Source organism: Butyrivibrio sp. NC2007 (genome assembly GCF_000421405.1).
In the GTDB taxonomy this organism is placed as follows: domain Bacteria; phylum Bacillota; class Clostridia; order Lachnospirales; family Lachnospiraceae; genus Butyrivibrio.
Genome location: NZ_ATWY01000008.1, coordinates 128431 through 145640, shown reverse-complemented (window position 1 = coordinate 145640; position 17210 = coordinate 128431). Strand labels below are relative to the sequence as shown.

The 17210-nt window shown below is 44.1% G+C and carries 16 protein-coding genes; 15 read left to right on the top strand and 1 reads right to left on the bottom strand.

The annotated features are described in order from the left end of the window. Window positions 1-12: 12 nt before the first annotated feature. From htpG to G632_RS0108365, 3 genes are all read left to right on the top strand, one after another. On the top strand, window positions 13-2163 hold the full coding sequence (gene htpG / locus G632_RS0108375) for a molecular chaperone HtpG (RefSeq protein ID WP_022768573.1): 2151 nt from the start codon (window positions 13-15) through the stop codon (window positions 2161-2163). 65 nt (window positions 2164-2228) lie between these two features. Next, entirely contained in the window at window positions 2229-3245 is a 1017-nt protein-coding gene (locus tag G632_RS0108370; RefSeq protein ID WP_022768572.1) for a hypothetical protein, read from the top strand. Further along, on the top strand, window positions 3230-4417 hold the full coding sequence (locus tag G632_RS0108365) for a hypothetical protein (protein WP_022768571.1): 1188 nt from the start codon (window positions 3230-3232) through the stop codon (window positions 4415-4417). Before G632_RS0108370 ends, G632_RS0108365 begins: the two co-directional genes overlap by 16 nt. 59 nt (window positions 4418-4476) lie before the next feature. Here the strand turns inward: G632_RS0108365 and G632_RS0108360 are convergent, their stop codons facing one another. Further along, window positions 4477-4659: a DUF4250 domain-containing protein gene (locus G632_RS0108360; protein WP_022768570.1), complete on the bottom strand. Its 183-nt coding sequence runs from the start codon at window positions 4657-4659 to the stop codon at window positions 4477-4479. A gap of 180 nt (window positions 4660-4839) precedes the next feature. Between G632_RS0108360 and G632_RS0108355 the strand changes: the two genes are divergently transcribed. From G632_RS0108355 to G632_RS0108300, 12 genes are all read left to right on the top strand, one after another. Further along, complete coding sequence (locus tag G632_RS0108355) at window positions 4840-5574, top strand: CpsB/CapC family capsule biosynthesis tyrosine phosphatase (protein ID WP_022768569.1); 735 nt, start codon at window positions 4840-4842, stop codon at window positions 5572-5574. Window positions 5575-5585: 11 nt separating this feature from the next. Next, entirely contained in the window at window positions 5586-6317 is a 732-nt protein-coding gene (locus tag G632_RS0108350) for a YveK family protein (protein ID WP_022768568.1), read from the top strand. 9 nt (window positions 6318-6326) lie between these two features. Continuing rightward, window positions 6327-7160, top strand: coding sequence for a polysaccharide biosynthesis tyrosine autokinase (locus tag G632_RS0108345; RefSeq protein ID WP_022768567.1), 834 nt, complete (start codon window positions 6327-6329; stop codon window positions 7158-7160). An 11-nt stretch (window positions 7161-7171) separates the two neighbouring features. Continuing rightward, window positions 7172-7675: a hypothetical protein gene (locus G632_RS19365; protein WP_022768566.1), complete on the top strand. Its 504-nt coding sequence runs from the start codon at window positions 7172-7174 to the stop codon at window positions 7673-7675. A gap of 2 nt (window positions 7676-7677) precedes the next feature. Next, entirely contained in the window at window positions 7678-8736 is a 1059-nt protein-coding gene (locus G632_RS0108335; RefSeq protein ID WP_022768565.1) for an LCP family protein, read from the top strand. 70 nt (window positions 8737-8806) lie between these two features. Next, window positions 8807-9517 (top strand): class B sortase, encoded by a 711-nt coding sequence (locus G632_RS19360; RefSeq protein WP_051200319.1) that lies wholly within the window; start codon window positions 8807-8809, stop codon window positions 9515-9517. 53 nt (window positions 9518-9570) lie between these two features. Beyond that, the gene (locus G632_RS0108325; protein ID WP_022768563.1) at window positions 9571-10221 is read left to right on the top strand and encodes a hypothetical protein; all 651 of its coding nucleotides are present in this window, start codon (window positions 9571-9573) and stop codon (window positions 10219-10221) included. 124 nt (window positions 10222-10345) lie between these two features. Continuing rightward, the gene (locus G632_RS0108320) at window positions 10346-11395 is read left to right on the top strand and encodes a LacI family DNA-binding transcriptional regulator (RefSeq protein WP_022768562.1); all 1050 of its coding nucleotides are present in this window, start codon (window positions 10346-10348) and stop codon (window positions 11393-11395) included. Window positions 11396-11624: 229 nt separating this feature from the next. Further along, complete coding sequence (locus G632_RS0108315; protein ID WP_022768561.1) at window positions 11625-12578, top strand: ABC transporter permease; 954 nt, start codon at window positions 11625-11627, stop codon at window positions 12576-12578. 21 nt (window positions 12579-12599) lie between these two features. Further along, on the top strand, window positions 12600-13526 hold the full coding sequence (locus G632_RS0108310) for a carbohydrate ABC transporter permease (protein ID WP_022768560.1): 927 nt from the start codon (window positions 12600-12602) through the stop codon (window positions 13524-13526). A gap of 60 nt (window positions 13527-13586) precedes the next feature. Continuing rightward, window positions 13587-15251, top strand: a complete 1665-nt coding sequence (locus tag G632_RS0108305; protein ID WP_022768559.1) for an ABC transporter substrate-binding protein — start codon at window positions 13587-13589, stop codon at window positions 15249-15251. A gap of 89 nt (window positions 15252-15340) precedes the next feature. After that, window positions 15341-17209, top strand: coding sequence for a glycoside hydrolase family 35 protein (locus tag G632_RS0108300; RefSeq protein WP_022768558.1), 1869 nt, complete (start codon window positions 15341-15343; stop codon window positions 17207-17209). Window position 17210 lies beyond the last annotated feature (1 nt).

Genomic DNA, 17210 nt, shown 5'->3' with positions numbered 1-17210 from the left:
GGAGTGAGAATTATGGCTTCAAAAAAAGGTAATTTATCAATCAACAGCGAGAATATGTTTCCGATCATCAAGAAATGGCTCTATTCAGACCACGATATCTTTTACAGAGAAGTGATCTCTAACGCCTGCGATGCCATCACCAAGATCAAGAAGATGGATATGATGGGCGAGTACCAGCTTCCCGATGATTTCAAGCCTCGCGTGGACATTATATTAAACGACAAGGACAAGACCATCAAGATCGTAGATAACGGTATCGGTATGACTGCTGAGGAGGTTGAGGAATACATCAACCAGGTGGCATTTTCAGGTGCTACAGACTTCCTTAACAAGTACAAGGACAAGGCCAATGCCGATCAGATCATCGGTCATTTCGGACTCGGTTTTTACTCAACCTTCATGGTTTCTGATTCAGTAGATATCGATACTCTTTCATACAAGGGTGGCACACCTGTGCACTGGACCTGCGATGGCGGTTCGGACTTTGAGATGGATGACGGCACCAAGGCAGAAGTTGGTACAACAGTAACACTTCACCTCTCAGAGGATTGCCTTGAGTTCTGCAATGAGTACAAGGCAAGAGAAGTTATCCAGAAATACTGCTCATTCATGCCTTACGAGATCTATCTGTCAAAAGAGAATGAAGAGGGAACACAGACTATCAAGGCTTCAGAGAAGCTTGATTCAGATACTGTGATCGAAGAGGTTCATCCCGAGAAGAAGGAAGGCGAGACTGAGGAGCCTGAACTTCAGTACAAGATAAAGAGAAGACCTGAGCTTTTGAACGATATCCATCCTCTTTGGGCTAAGACCCCCAAGGACTGCACAGACGAGGAGTACAAGGAGTTCTACAGAAAGGTCTTCAGAGACTACAAGGAGCCACTTTTCTGGATCCACCTCAACATGGATTATCCTTTCAACTTAAAGGGTATCCTGTACTTCCCTAAGATCAACATGGAGTTTGAATCCATCGAGGGAACAATCAAGCTCTACAACAACCAGGTATTTATCGCAGATAACATCAAGGAAGTAATTCCTGAGTATCTGATGCTCCTTAAGGGTGTTATCGATTGTCCTGACCTTCCTCTTAACGTATCAAGATCAGCTCTTCAGAACGATGGTTTTGTCAAGAAGATCTCTGAGTACATTTCAAAGAAGGTTGCAGAGAAGCTTGCAGGTCTTTGCAAGACTGATAAAGAGAACTATGACAAGTACTGGGATGACATCAGCCCATTCATCAAGTATGGTTGCCTTCGCGATGACAAGTTCTGCGAGAAGATGACAGACTACATCCTCTTTAAGAACCTGGATGGCAAGTACCTTACAACTCCTGAGGCTCTTCAGATCAACAAAGAGGCTGAGGATGGAGCGACATCCGACGATCCAGAGGGAGTCGCTGATGGCGCCCATGCCAATGATTCCGAAGAGTCAAGCCAGAATGGCGCAGACGATTCGCTGAATCAGACGGCTAGAGGCGAAAACGGAGAAAAGATTGAAGCTGAGGTTGTAGACGATGGCAAGAAGGTTGAATCAGTAAAAGAGATCAAGGAGCCTCGCACCATCTACTACGTAACAGATGAGCAGCAGCAGAGCCAGTACATCAACATGTTCAAGGCTCAGAAGATGGAAGCTTTTGTTATGAAGCACAACATCGATGTTCCTTTCATGGAGCAGCTTGAGCGCAAGAACGAGGGCATCCGCTTCAAGAGGATCGATGCTGACCTTACAGATACCTTTAAGTCCAGAACTTCCAAGAAGGCAGCAGCTGAGCTTGAAGAGAAGGAGAAAGAGCTCTCAGAGAAGATCAAGAAAGCTCTTAAGAACGACAAGCTCACTGTTAAGCTTGAGAAGCTTAAAGATAAGAAGGTTTCATCAATGCTTACTGTATCAGAGGAATCCCGTCGTATGGCAGAGATGATGAAGATGTATGCCATGAACGGTATGGGAATGGGCGACTTCGGAGCAGAGGGACAGACCCTTATCTTAAATGCTAATCATCCTCTTGTTCAGTATGTGATGGAGCATGAAGACGGCGAGAACACCAAGACCATCTGCGAGCAGCTCTATGATCTTGCACGCATCCAGAATGCACCTCTTGAGGGCGAAGCAATGACCAAGTTTGTACAGAGAAGCAACGAGATCATGATGATCCTTGCTAAATAAGATTTAGATATTTAGGGAAACGCTCTCTAAAGCGTTTCCCTTATTTGCGTTAGATAGGATTTTTTATGTGGAATTATATTAAAGGTCTTTTAACCATTTTGTCATCCTTTAGAATTGCATCGCCGGTTCCTTACTGGGGAAAGCTCTTTGGTCTGGATGCGATTTTTAAGCTCCTTGCTGAGGATAAGTTTTCGCCTTATATAACGAAAGACGGCTATAAGTGCAATGATGTTCTGGTAAGTGAAAGCGGAAGATGGGTCATGATCGTGGGAGAAATTTATCCGATACCCCTTATTAAGGGACTTTCCGGACTTGAAAATGAGTTTGAAATGATAGACGGCGAATCGGTTATGATAAATGTCAAGACGCTCAGGCCGGGACTTGTCAAAATGGCTCTCAGAGAGCTCTTTCCACCACTGGCACTTAGAATTGATGATACTACCTATGATGATCTTCCGAGTAATCGCGCCAAAGCTTTTAAGAAAGTATGGCCCGGAGATTACAAAGAACTGGCCTATGCTGACTGGTTTGAAGTAAGATACCTTTGGGAGAGGGAGTATTCAAAGCTTCTTAGTGGAAAGGCCACTGATGAGGAAATAGAAGAATCCCTTAAAGAGATTACCGAGGAACACATCGTCTACAAGCAGATGTTTCGAAGAGTCCTTCTTGATGATGAGCTCAAGACCATTGCAAAGGCTATCAAAAATGGCGAGATAGAAAGGCCGTATGCTCTTTTTGACATAACAAACTATTCCGATGAGTACTGTGTATGTAATGGAATAAATGTCCTCAAAAGGATCGGATATCCTGCAAATAAGGAATGGATGGGATTTCTTTTTGATTGCCTTAAGGATATTAAGAAGTCATACTTTAATGATGCGATTGCTGTTCTTAAGAATATGTTTCCTAAGGATGAACTTATCGCTCGTATTGATGCGGATATAGTAAAGGCCCATGATGCCGACGATCTTGTCTGGGCAGCAGGACTCATAAGCTTGTCAAAAGAGATCGGATATGAGATAACTCTTAAAGAAGCAGATAAAGAAAAGGAAAAAGCAGTAAGCACATGTGGAACTATTTAAAAGGGTATTTCAGGAGCGGAGAATTATTCAAAAAGATTTACTGGGTATTTGTAACTCTTCTTTGTTCCTTTATAGCATTGGCATCAATGCCGATCGGACTTCTGATATTTGGTGCTCCGGCAGTTCTTTTAATAAAACATACAGCAGAGAGATTTGCTCATGACCAGGTGGTACCTTACTGGGGAGATAAGTTCCTTAAGAGTGAGATATACAGACTTCTCGCAGGAGAGAAATTTCGCCCCTACGTGACAAGTAAAGGCAAGAAAGTTAAGGATGTACAAGTAAGCAGCAGCGGAAGGTGGGTATACATCAAAGGAAAGTACTATCCGCTTGCATTGGTCAAGAGATTTGATTTTAGAAGCAATGATAATAAATGTTTTGTTTACATGATTGATGGAGTATATGGCGGTGAGCAGGAGTGGTCCGGAAACAAAATGATAACAGAAGCTCTGAAGGAACTTATGGGTACTGTATCAGACTATCCGAAAGAAATATGCAAAGAGGCTTTTGACGCTGTCAAGGCAGACATGCGCCTTTCAACTTCCAGATTTGCTACCGCGGACTGGAATGAATTCAGGTATCAGTGGGAACAGAAGTGCCGTGCGAAATTTAATGGCATTGAAAAAGATAACCTTGGGAAGAAGCGAATAAAAACGCTGATATCCCCGGATAATATCAAACCGGTATTTTTCAAGAAGACTCTGACCGATCTTGAAATTGCATCAATATGTGAAGGAATAAAATCCGGCAAGGTCAACAATGGTGATGCTTTTGCGGATTTAGGCAGATATACCAAGGATATCTATGTTCTCAACGGAGTAAAGCTCTATGAAAAGCTGGGTTATCCTGACAACTTAAAGGCGGAAGATTTCCTCTTTGACTGTATTAGGAACATTGAGAAGCCCTACTTTGATGATGCTATCAGGGTGCTTTCGGAATTTCCTAGAGAACACCTTATTGCAAGTATAGAAAGATATGTGAAAAAGGCCCATGATGATGGGGACTACGTTTTCGGCGCGGGACTTATCGCCCTCGCCAGAGCAATAGACTATGAGATCAGCCTGGAAAAAGAGGCTGCAGAAGGATTTTCGGCAGAAGAAGCGAAAGCGTTTGAGACTGCTGCGCAAGGCGAGCAGCAACAGGGTGCTGTGGCTGTGAAATTCCAGGCGTGAGTCACCGGGGACGTTTCAGTTTGACTCAAAATGAGTCAAACTGAAACGTCCCCAGTGACTCACTTGAACTGATTTACCTCTTCATCATATTTATACCCAACACCTTCAAGTTTCCCCACCATCTCTTTTACCTCTTCCTCGCTCATATCAAGGCCTTCAGCGAGTTTATCAAGGCTCGAGTAGTTGTCTCTCAGCTGCGTATTTACATAGCTCAAAAGTATGATCGGATCCTGCGGAAGCATATCATTTTTCTCCTTTTTCTAACATGGTTTTGATAATAATTAAATCATACCATATCTTGATAAAATTTCTATAAATCACCACAGAATGTTGAAACCACGCGATTTGCTGTAGTATAATTATTATGATATATTGTATTATTTTATAACAATTTATGGTGAGGAATTGCTTTTCATCAATTTATGAGTAAACTTGAGCCGACTATTGATATACATTGTCACATCCTGCCGGGGGTCGATGATGGGTCTCCCGACATGGAAACGAGCCTGGAAATGCTGAGGATTGCTGACAAGAACGGGATCACACATCTGATCCTGACTCCGCATCACAAGCCCATGCATCACAATGTAAGCCCTGAGCACAACGTGGTCTACAGGAAAAAGCTCCAGGAGGCCGCCAAGGAAGCAGGTATAAAGGCAAAGCTCTTTTCCGGAAACGAGATCTACTATAGCGATGAAACTATGGAAGAGCTTATAGAGGGCAAGATATGTTCTCTTGCTGGGAGCGACTATGTGCTTGTGGAGTTTCATCCGACCAACCCTTACAAGGCGATACAAAATGCCATAAGCAGGGTTCAGGCAGCTGGCTTTATTCCCATAATTGCTCATGTGGAGAGGTACAGTGATATCGTATCCCATCCGTCTAGGGTAAAAGATCTTATCGAAATGGGAAGCTTTATTCAGGTCAATGCATCCAGCATAATGGGCAAGTATGGATTTGGCATAAGCCATTTTACAAAGAAGCTCTTAAAGGAAGAGCTGGTGCATTTTGTGGCATCCGACGCTCACGATACCGGGCGCAGAGCACCTAATCTTCTTGATTGCAGGAACTATGTAGAGAGAAAGTATGGCGAAGATTACGGGAAGAAGCTCTTTTTCACCAATCCCGCCAATGTGATAAGAAACGAACTAATCTAAGAGGAGTGTCCATGGGGAATAGGGACGACATAATTGAAATCAATCTGGGGGAACTATTTTCGGTACTTCTGGGCAGGGCCTTTCTGATCATCAGCGCAGGTATCTTTTTTGGCCTTGCGGGGCTTTTTGTCAGCAAGTTTGTATTGCACCCTGTCTACGATTCTACCACCAAGATCTACATCCTTAACAAAGAAGAAAACCAGACCGTGACATATTCCGACGTGCAGATATCAACGCAGCTCACCCAGGACTATGCGGAGCTGATAAAGAGCAGATATGTTATTGAGGAGGTCATCCAGAGACTCAACCTTGTGGATGTAGACTATGAGGATCTTTCAAAGGTTCTCAAGGTCGATACGCCTTCCGATACCCGAATAGTTGCAATAACTGCCAGGGATGAGGATCCTTTGATGGCTATGCAGATAGCCAACTGCATCAGAGAAGTGGCCAGTGAGCACATCACCAACGTTATGGATATCGATGCCATCAACGTTGCTGAGACAGCTAATGTTCCAACGCAGAAGTCCGGCCCCAGCGTCACGAGATGGACCATAATTGCAGGATTTTTGGGAGCTGTCATCATTGCTTTCTTCGCAATCCTTGAATACCTTTTGGATGACACAATTAAGAGCAATGACGACGTTGAGAGATACCTTGGGCTCAGCACCCTTGCTCTTGTTCCGCTGACAACAGAAGAGACGGATAAAAAGAAATCCAAGAAGAAAGATAAGAAGAAAAAGTAAGGGGGATATATGCAGAGCGCGAAGCTTCATTTTAGTCAGTCAGAGAACAACTATCAGATAAAAGAAGCATATAAGACCCTTCGAAGCAACGTGGAATTCAGCGGTCAGAACGTCAGAGTAATCTCCGTCACCAGCTGTACTCCGGGAGAAGGCAAGACCACCGTGGCTATGGCACTGGCAAGAGCCTTTGCGGAAGCGGGTAAAAAGACTGTTCTGGTGGATGCCGATATGCGTAAGTCAGTGTTGGTAGGAAGATACCGTACAGGTTCGGTTAGACTGGGACTTACCCATTGCCTGGTTGGAAGAGAGAGGCTCTCAAGTGTTATCTGCGAGACCGACACTCCAAACCTCTACGTTGTCTTTGCAGGACCTGTTCCGCCAAACCCCAGTGAACTTCTGGGCGGAAGGATTTTTGGGAAAGTCCTTGAGAACATGAAGCAGGTATTTGATTACGTGATCATAGATACGCCGCCTCTGGGAAGCGTTATCGACGCGGCGGTTGTAGCCAAGCAGTGTGATGGAACCATCATGGTAATTGAGAGCAATTCCATCAGCTACAGATTTGCTCAGAGAGTTAAGGATCAGCTTGATAAAGCAGGCGCCAAGATGCTGGGCGTTGTACTCAACAAGGTTGATATTTCCGGCAAGGGATATTACGGACATTACGGCAGCTACTATGGTAAGTACTACGGCAAGTATTACGGCAAGTACTATGGCAAATACGGAGAGGATAATCCCGAGACTTCGGGAAGACCAAGGCCTGCTCCGGTAGCTGATATCGAGCCTGATGACGATGACCTTAACGAGCTTAATTATCTATCGGGAGTAACGAGGAAAGATTGAGGGGATTGTAAGTGAGAGGAAATATTCTTGGAATATTCTTTTCCATATTGAGTGGGGTACTGATTTTTCTCATAGTGGTGGCCTACACAAGGAGCGATCGCACAGCTCCGGAGTTTCGGTTTTCCGCAACGGACATCATCTATGATTCGCAGACCACGGACAACAACTTAAAGGTCGGGATAAACGCCTACGATTCCAAAGACGGTGACCTTACCAGCAGGATTGTTGTAGAGAAGGTAGTACTTAACAGGGAAAAAGAGACTGCGGTTGTATATTATGCAGTCGCAGATTACAGCGGAAACGTCACCAAGCAGTCCAGAGTTTTTCCTGCAGACATTGCAGACATAGACAGCTTCGGAGATTCCTCCGAGACCATGGAGGATCCGATGTTTCCAAACATAGCTGCGCCTGATGTTGAGAACTTATCAGGTGAAGAAGAGACATCTACAGGAGAACAGGAAGCCGGCCAGGAAGCTTCATCTACTGAAAATTCTGCCGGCAATCAGGAGCCGTAAACATGCGAGGAAAAGGCAGAGTCTTTCTCATTATCTGGGCCAGTGTCATGACACTTATCGTGCTTGTCATGGCAGGGTTTGAGGCAGTGAGATTCTTTGGAAAATCGAATCTTAGTTCCAAATCTGCAACCAGCACGCCCATGCTTGTGCAGGAGGAAGCGCCTGTAACTGAAGCTGCGGGCGTAGAATGGCAATCGGACTGGGTGCGATATGACGGCTCTGTTTATGATTATAACGAAAACATCACAACCTTCCTGATCATGGGAATAGATAAGAAAGATGAGGTTGTGACGCCGGTCGCCGAGGGGATGGACGGAGGACAGGCTGATGCTCTGTTCTTGCTGGTTTTAAATCCCGACGATGAGACCATAAAGATAATCGGCATCAACCGTAACTCCATGACCAACGTTGATATCTATGATGAATACGGAAGATATCAGAACACAATTGTGGCGCAGATCGCAATCCAGCACGGCTTTGGCGACGGAATGGAAAAGAGCTGTGAATATCAGGTGAAGGCTGTTTCAAGCATGTTCTATCAGCTTCCGATCCACGGCTACGCGGCCATCAACATGAGTGCGATCCCTGAGATCAATGATCAGATCGGCGGAGTTGATGTAAGTGTAATAGAAGACATGACCAAGTGGGATAAGTCTCTTTATGAAGGCGCACAGGTTCACCTGACGGGAGAGCAGGCATTTATTTATCTTAAGAACAGAGATATGTCCAAGTCCGGCGGAAGCGATAAAAGACTTGAAAGGCAGCGCCAGTACCTCAATGCCTTTATTGATGCAGCAAGGGAAAAGAGCCTTCAGGATCCCAATGCGGCTGTAGAACTGTTTACAGCTATTAAAGACAAGATGGTTACGGATATAACGGTTGACGAGATCAGCTATCTTGCACCGGACCTTACCAAATATAAGTTTGATGATACTGATTTCAAGATGATCAAAGGAAAAACACAGATAAATGACATCTATGATGAATTTATCGTAGATGACGACGACCTGTACAAAACCATCATCGAGACATTTTACAAAAAAATTGATTACCTGGACTAAACTAATGTCGAAAATATGCCGATACAAACATATAGATAGGTATGCCTTCGGGAAAGTACTTGCAGTGCTCATGGCTTTGTTATTACTTAGCGGATGCTCAGCAAAGCAGCAGAATGCAGTATCGGTGGGAGTAACCGGAGATGAAAGCTCGGAGCCCCATGTAGATATCGCAAAGCTAAGAGAGACCAATGAAGATATCTTCGCATGGATAAACGTTCCGAACACCTCAATCGATTATCCTGTTCTGCAAAGCTCCGATGGTGATGACTCTTTTTACATAAACCATAATGTGAATAAAGAGGCAGATCCAAAGGGTGCCATATATACCGAGTGTGCAAACTTAAAGGACATGTGTGATTTCAATGAAGTTCTTCATGGCTCATCACCTGAGGACGGAACCATGTTCGCAGATGTAGAGAAGTTTCTCGACAGAAAGTATTTTGAAGAACATCCTTACATATATGTGTATATGGAAGGAAATGCACTTATATATTATGCCTTCGCAGCTTATAGCCGCAGTAACACAAGGCTTTTGCAGGAGTACGATTTTACCTGTGTATCAGGCTGTCAGGCATTTCTGGATGAGATTTATAACTCAAGGTCCATGACCAAGAACATCCGAAGTGGATGGGAAGGGGCTGTGGCACCTGAGAATTTCATCATAACTCTGACTACTACTGACAGTACTGATCCTTCAAAGCAGATCATCGTTGTGGGATGCCTTGTGGGTGATGTAATGGGCAAGATAGACAGAGAAATAGATTACTCTGAGCCGGAATGATATTACTAATCATGGGAATATAGATTCTAGAAAGAAAGTATGGAGGCGCGAAAATGAAAAAAATCATAGCACTTGCACTCGCATCGGTTCTCTTTGTTACATCATCTATCTGCGTATTTGCAGCTGATGAAGTAAGTAGTGTACAGAGTCCAACGCCAAAAGAGATCATGGAAAAGCTCGAAGAACTTGAAAAAGAAAATGCAGAACTCAGAAAGAGCATCTCAGATCTTACTAAGGCCGTACAGGCTAGAAACAAAGGCGGCGGCGGAGGCGGTGGCGGCGGCTCATCAAAACCTTCAGCTCCTTCAAGCGATGGAAACTACGTTAATTTCGGCGGAACCATGACATATCAGGGTGGCAAGATTGAGATAAACGGCGGCAAAAGTAATGTTACCTTCACTATAAAGGCACCTGCAGGCGGAACAATCACATCAGCAAACAGCCTGGCGGGAAAGGTTGGTGGAAACCTTGTAAGCTGCATTGAGACAAGTTCACCGGGTGTTGCATTCTCAACAGCTAAGGTTAACTTCTTCGTAAGCGGCGTTCAGCCCGGCGACAACATTGCTGTATACCAGGCTCAGGGCAACAACTGGGTGCAGCTTCCTGTTGTAGAGATTCGTAAAGACCATGTTGTGGTTAATATGACACGTCACGGAAGTATTGCATTTATCAGAGTTCCTGTATTGGCTTCAATTACACAGTAAGATTGATTTCAAAAGAGGGCGCAGCCTATGTGCCCTCTTTTTTTTGTGCTATCTTGACAGGTTTATAGCAATCCCGTAATATTAATTTTGAAATCGGTTTCAAAGAGCTTATGACGGAGTGATTATGGACAAAGACAAAACGGGCAATGGCAAGACGATTACGATCTACGACATAGCAGAGGAGGCGGGAGTTTCTGCGTCCACTGTTTCCCGCGTGCTCAACGGAAGCGCTTCTGTACGCAAGGAAAAGAAAGAAAGAATACAGAAGCTCATTGAGAAATACAACTTTAAACCCAATGCCCTGGCCAAAGGATTATCTGATACTGCCACGAAGAATATCGGAATTATAGCTGCAGATGTCAGAAACCCTTATTATTCCGCACTTTTTGTAGCCTGTGAGCTGGCTGCCGAGAAGGCCGGCTATAGCGTTGTGCTCTCTAACAGCTTTGGCGAAATTGAAAGAGAAAAGGCTCAGCTTGATATCATGCTGCAGCAAAAGGTTGATGCCATCATACAGATGGGTGGAAGAGTCGATGACCTTATCACAGATGAGGACTATGCTCTTAAGGTGAGAGGAATCTGTGAGAAAACCCCGGTTGTTGTTACCGGCAAGCTGGATAAGACTTCTGTGCACAGCGTTGTCATAGATGAATCCGGAGCTATGGATACTGTAATGGAACACCTCATAGGACTGGGACATCAGAAGATTGCCCTTGTGGGTGGAGAGATGAGGGTTACTTCCACTTATAACAAGTACCTGAAATATCAGGAAGTCTTAAGAAAACATGGGATAAAAGAGAAGGGTGAATATGTCATCAACGGTACATACGATCCTGAATCGGGTTATGAGTGTACCAACAGAATACTTGAACTGGAAGACAGACCGACAGCCATTATAGCGATCAACGACTTTGCTGCCAGTGGCGCTGTCAGAAGTATTCGTGAACATGGCCTTAGAATTCCGGAAGATATATCACTGGTCAGCTTTGATAATACCTATATAGCAGATCTTACCATTCCTAAGCTCACCAGTATTGATTACGATTATGAGAACTACGGAAGAGTTCTTATTGATACAGCGATTGCAGCTGCCAGGGGAGAAGAAGTAGAAGCAGTTCAGATCATTACTCCGAAGCTTGTTATAAGGGAGAGCTCGGGAGAGGTTAACAATTAATATAAACATACAATGTTTTGATATTGTAAATAATTACGGCGAAGTCAACAAAATGACTTCGCCTTTTTGTTGCATATCGCCAAAATTGCAATCGGTTTCAGAAATACTGTTGACTTTCATAGTGCAAACATGATTAAATCTAAGTATGAAATCGGTTGCAAATAGTAATAATGCACAATAAAGATGGCTTTTATGACAACAACCGGAAACATGGCAGTGGGAGGAAGATATGAGTAACAAGAGTAAGAAGGCTTCTACGGGAGTTAAAAAGCGTGGAGTTTTAGAGACACTCTGGAGATACAGAGTCCTTGAACTTATGTGTCTGCCTGCAATTGTCTTTTTCTTTATGTTCAGCTATATGCCAATGCCCGGTATCTGGGTTGCTTTTGTAAAGTACAACTACCGCAAGGGCATATTCGGAAGTAAGTTCGTCGGACTTCAGAATTTCGAATTCCTGGCAGAGTCGGGAAAGCTCTTTTCCCTGACCAGAAATACCGTCCTTTATAATCTGGCGTTTATCATTCTTGGTAATCTTGTAGCGGTTATCATAGCAATACTGCTTAACGAGATCAGAGCCAAGATGTTCAAGAAGGTGTCACAGACACTGATGTTTCTGCCTTATTTCATTTCACAGGTTCTTGTAGGCCTTTTGGTTTACTCGCTTTTGAACTATGATACAGGTTTTGTTAATGAGATACTTGTAGCTCTCGGCAAGGCTAAATGGCAGCCGTACTCAGACCCGTCGGTATGGCCGTGGCTGATAGTGCTGATCCATTTGTGGCAGCAGACCGGTTACAACTCAGTTGTTTACTTTGCTGCTATCTGCGGTATTGATGCCGAGATAATCGAAGCTGCCAAGGTTGACGGAGCCAATGCTTTCCAGCGTATCAGATACATCATTCTGCCATCGCTTCGTCCTACAATTGTAATCCTTATCCTGTTTGCTCTTGGAGGAATCGTAAGAGGTAACTTCGGATTGTTCTGGAACATCATCGGATCCAACTCAGTTCTCTATGAGACAACAGATATTATCGAGACTTTCGTTTACAGAGCTACCATGTCAGACTTCAATTTCTCGACCGCATCAGCAGTTGGTTTCTACCAGTCACTGGTTGGTTTTGCAATCGTAATGCTTGCTAACTTCGCAGTCAAGAAGATAGATCCTGACTACTCGCTATTCTGATGATAAGGAGCAACCAAGATAATGGCAAAGAATAAAGACATTGAGTTTGAGGCTTCAAATTCCAAGATAAAACTGGGAACTTCGGATTACATAGTAAGAGGCATCGGATATGTTCTTGTAACACTCTATGCCGTAGCATGTGTTTTTCCTTTCCTTATAATAATCGGAACTTCATTTACAAGTGAGTCGTATATAAGAACCCATGGTGTTCAGCTCTTTCCAAGGGAATTTACACTCAAGGCTTACGAGATGGTAATCGGAAGCGGAAATATCTGGAAGTCCTATCTTCTTACAATAGCGTTGACTCTTATCGGTACTGTATGCGGACTTCTGATCATAGCCATGACAGGTTATGCCCTTCAGAGAAAAGACTTCCCGTTTAGAAATGCAATTTCTTTCTATATTTACTTCACGAGTCTGTTCAGTGCGGGACTTGCTCCCTACTATCTGCTCATGACACAGACCTACAAGCTTCTTGACAGCTATCTGGCGGTTTTGCTTCCGCTTATGATGTCGCCCTGGCTCATAATTCTTATGAAGAATTTCATCAAGCAGATTCCTCATGAGATAACGGAGTCCGGCAAGATAGACGGCGCGGGGGATATGACAATCTTTGTATATCTGATCCTCCCTATGATCAAACCCGCGCTTGCAACAATAGGTCTTTTCCTGGCTCTTGGTTATTGGAATGAGTGGTATCAGTCTTCACTGTTCCTTACAGCAAAGGTTACGGTTAAGCCACTTCAGTACACTCTTTATGAAATTGTAAATAAGCTTGATGCTCTGCGTAATTCAGTTGCCGGCCAGTACGTAACACTTACTGACATTCCTGAGCAGAGTGTTAAGATGGCTAACGCGGTTCTTGCAACCGGCCCGATCGTACTTCTTTATCCTTTCGTTCAGAAGTACTTCATTGGTGGTATTACTGTTGGCGCGGTTAAAGGTTAAGAGCGCTTCCTTGTTACGACAAGGTTGATAAATAAAAGAAATGTTTAAAGGAGGAAAGAAATGAAGAAGAAGTTATTGGCAACATTACTTAGCGTAAGCATGGTAATGGGACTTGCTGCCTGTGGTTCATCTACAGCCGACAGCACAACAACCGGAGCTGACACTACAGGGGCACAGACTCAGTCAGCAGACACAGCAAAGACAGACACATCTGCAGGGGCAGATGCAGCTGCAATCGATACATCAGAGCATGTGGTTATCTCTTATATGACCACAGGAGATCCGCCGGAGTCAGGAAGCGAGAAGGAAGCTAACCTTAACGCAATGCTTGATGAGCTCAATGCTATTCTTACTGAGAAGGTTAATGCAGAGATTGAGATCTACTATATTCCTTGGACAGATTATCTTTCAAACTACAACCTTACACTTGCACGTATGGACGGCAGCGTAGACCTTGTCGGAACAGCTTCTGACTGGCTTGATGCTTGGCCAAATGCTAAGAACGGTGCTTTCCTTGAACTTTCAGAGGATATGCTCAAGACCTATGCACCTAAGACATGGGAAAGCGTTCCTGCAGATCACTGGGATCTTTGCAAATACAACGGTGATATTTATCTGATGCCTGAAGATAACTATGCACAGTGGACTAACCACGGCTGGATCTATCGTCTTGACTGGGCAAAAGAGGCAGGACTTGCAAATGGTGTTCATAGCTGGGAAGATATGACAACCTATGTTAAGTGGTGCAAAGAGAACAAGACAGATCTTAAGTATGTTTGGGATTCAGACGGAACACAGTACTCACAGATGGCTAACGGCTGGATTGCTTCACATACAGACTTCGTGCCTATCGATGGTATCTGCTCCGGTGCTCTTTGGGGCGGTTCCAAGGACGACCTTTACACAATCACAACTCCTGCTCTTACAGAGACAGAGTCACTTGTTGAGTATGCTAAGCTCATGAAGGAATGGGCTGAGATAGGTGTATGGCCTACAGACGTACTTAACAACACATCAGGAAGTAACCGTGATGAGTTCCGTGTAGGCGATGTTGCTGTTGAGCAGCACCACACACAGACATGGACAGATCTTTGCTCAGCAACACCAGCAAACACAATTTTCCAGGATGATCCTGATGCAGAAGTTGGAATGTTCTACTGGGGCGAGGAGACAGGAAACGTTATCGCACTTTCAATCACACACGGTGCAATGGCTGTTTCTGCAGGAAGTGATAACCCTGAGCGTGCGCTTATGGTTTATGACCTTATCAGAAACGATCCTGAGTGCTACGACCTCTTCTGCTATGGTATTAAGGGTGTTTCATGGGATCTTGATGACAACGGACTTCGTATTACTCCAGAGGGATTCAATGCAGATACACAGAACATCAATGGTATGACCAACTACTGGTGGGGCAGAAATGATGACCTTGAGATCAAGGATGCTACCAGAAACTGGGATGCAATCGATAAGCTCTATGCTGAGTATGACAAAATCAAGATCGACTATCCATATGGACAGTTCGTTCCTGATGTAGACAGCATTCAGGGTAAGATTGATAACTGCAATGAGCAGTACACAAACTATATGAAGCAGATTTCTTACGGTCTTTACAACGGAAGTGCTGAAGACATCGTAGCTGAGATGCAGGCAGCTCTTAAGACTGCAGGTATCGAAGATGTAACAGCAGAACTTCAGACTCAGTTTGATGCTCTTTACAAGTAATTAACTGCCGAAAAAACTATAGCAAAAATAAAAAAGGAATACTGTTTCATTATTGGAGCAGTATTCCTTTTGATTAGAGTAGAGAAATTATGGGAAAATTTGAAATCAGAGATACTTTCTACCTGAATGATAAACCTTTTAAAGTAATAGCAGGCTCTTTTCACTATTTCAGAACTATGCCTGAATACTGGGAAGACAGACTGTTAAAGCTCAAAGCCCTTGGATGCAACACGGTTGAAACCTACATTCCATGGAACCTGACAGAGCCAAAGAAGGGCGAGTTTAATTTCGAAGGGCTCTGTGATGTTGAAAGCTTTATCAAGCTGGCCACTGAACTGGGGCTTTACATTATACTCAGGCCATCACCATACATCTGCGCAGAATGGGAATTTGGCGGGCTTCCGGCATGGCTTTTAAAGGACAGAAACATGCGCCTTAGAGTCAGCTATAAACCCTTTATGGATGCTGTGGAAGACTACTACAAAGTACTGATGCCAAGGATCACTAAGTATCAGATTGATAATGGCGGCAATGTTATACTCATGCAGGTTGAGAATGAGTATGGTTACTATGCCAATGACCATGAGTACATGAAATTCATGGTTGACCTTATGAGAAAGCTTGGCGTTACCGTACCTCTTATAACCTCCGACGGACCATATCATGAGAGCTATCGCGGCGGCTATGCTGAGGGTGCTCATCCTACCGGCAATTTTGGCTCCAGAACAAAAGAGAGATTTGAAGTATTAAAGGAGTACACAGCTGATGGCCCTTTGATGTGCGCAGAATTCTGGGTTGGCTGGTTTGACCATTGGGGCAACGGCGGACACATGAAGGGCAATCTCGTTCAGAGCTGCGAGGACCTTGAGAAGATGCTTGAGCTTGGAAACGTGAGCATCTATATGTTCCAGGGTGGTACTAATTTTGGATTTACAAACGGATCGAATTATTACGACGAGCTTACCCCGGATGTTACGAGTTATGACTATGACGGAATCCTTACAGAGGATGGCAGGATTACCGAGAAGTATATAAAGTACAAAGAGATCATTTCAAAATATGCAGATGTTCCGCAGGTTCAGCTTCCTGCAGAGGTAAAGAGAAAGAACTACGGCAAGCTGACATGCAAAGAGAAGGTAAGCCTGTTTAACGCAGTGGATGATATCAGCAAAGCAGTACACCTTCCATATACGGTAAACATGGAGGAGCTAGATCAGAACTACGGATATATCCTGTATAGGACAACGCTTCATTCCGAGGCTGGAATTGCAAAGCTGAAGCTCTGGGAGACAGCGGACAGAGCAAATGTATTTGTCGATGAAAATCCTCTCATTACTCTTTACGACCATGAACTTGATGCCGAGCATGACATTCCTCTTGAGAAATATCTTGCCTGCAGCAAACCTGCTCAGATGCTGGCCGGCAAGTTTATGATGGAGAGAGGACTGACTCCAGAACAGGCTCCTGCTGCAATTGGCGAGGCCGGACTTTCCACGGGATCTCTGATTGGCCTTAACGAAAAGTTCGATATTCTCGTTGAAAATATGGGCAGAGTCAATTTCGGATCTCGCATGGAACTTCAGAGAAAAGGTATTGGACGATGCGTTCAGATCAACGGCCATATTCACAATGGCTGGGACATTTACACACTGCCCCTTGATAATGTGGATAAGGTTGACTTTAGCAAGGAATATAAAGAGGGAACTCCTGCGTTTTACCGCTTTACATTCGATGCTGATGAAAAGGGCGACACATTCATTGACTTTGATGGCTGGGGAAAAGGCGTCATTTTCATCAATGGATTTAACCTCGGAAGGTTCTGGGAGATAGGACCACAAAAGAGATTATACCTTCCCGCTCCTCTTCTTAAGGAGGGAGAAAATGAGATCATCGTCTTTGAAACAGACGGTAAATGCGCAGACAGTATAGAGCTGAAGGACGAGCCGGATTTGGGCTGAA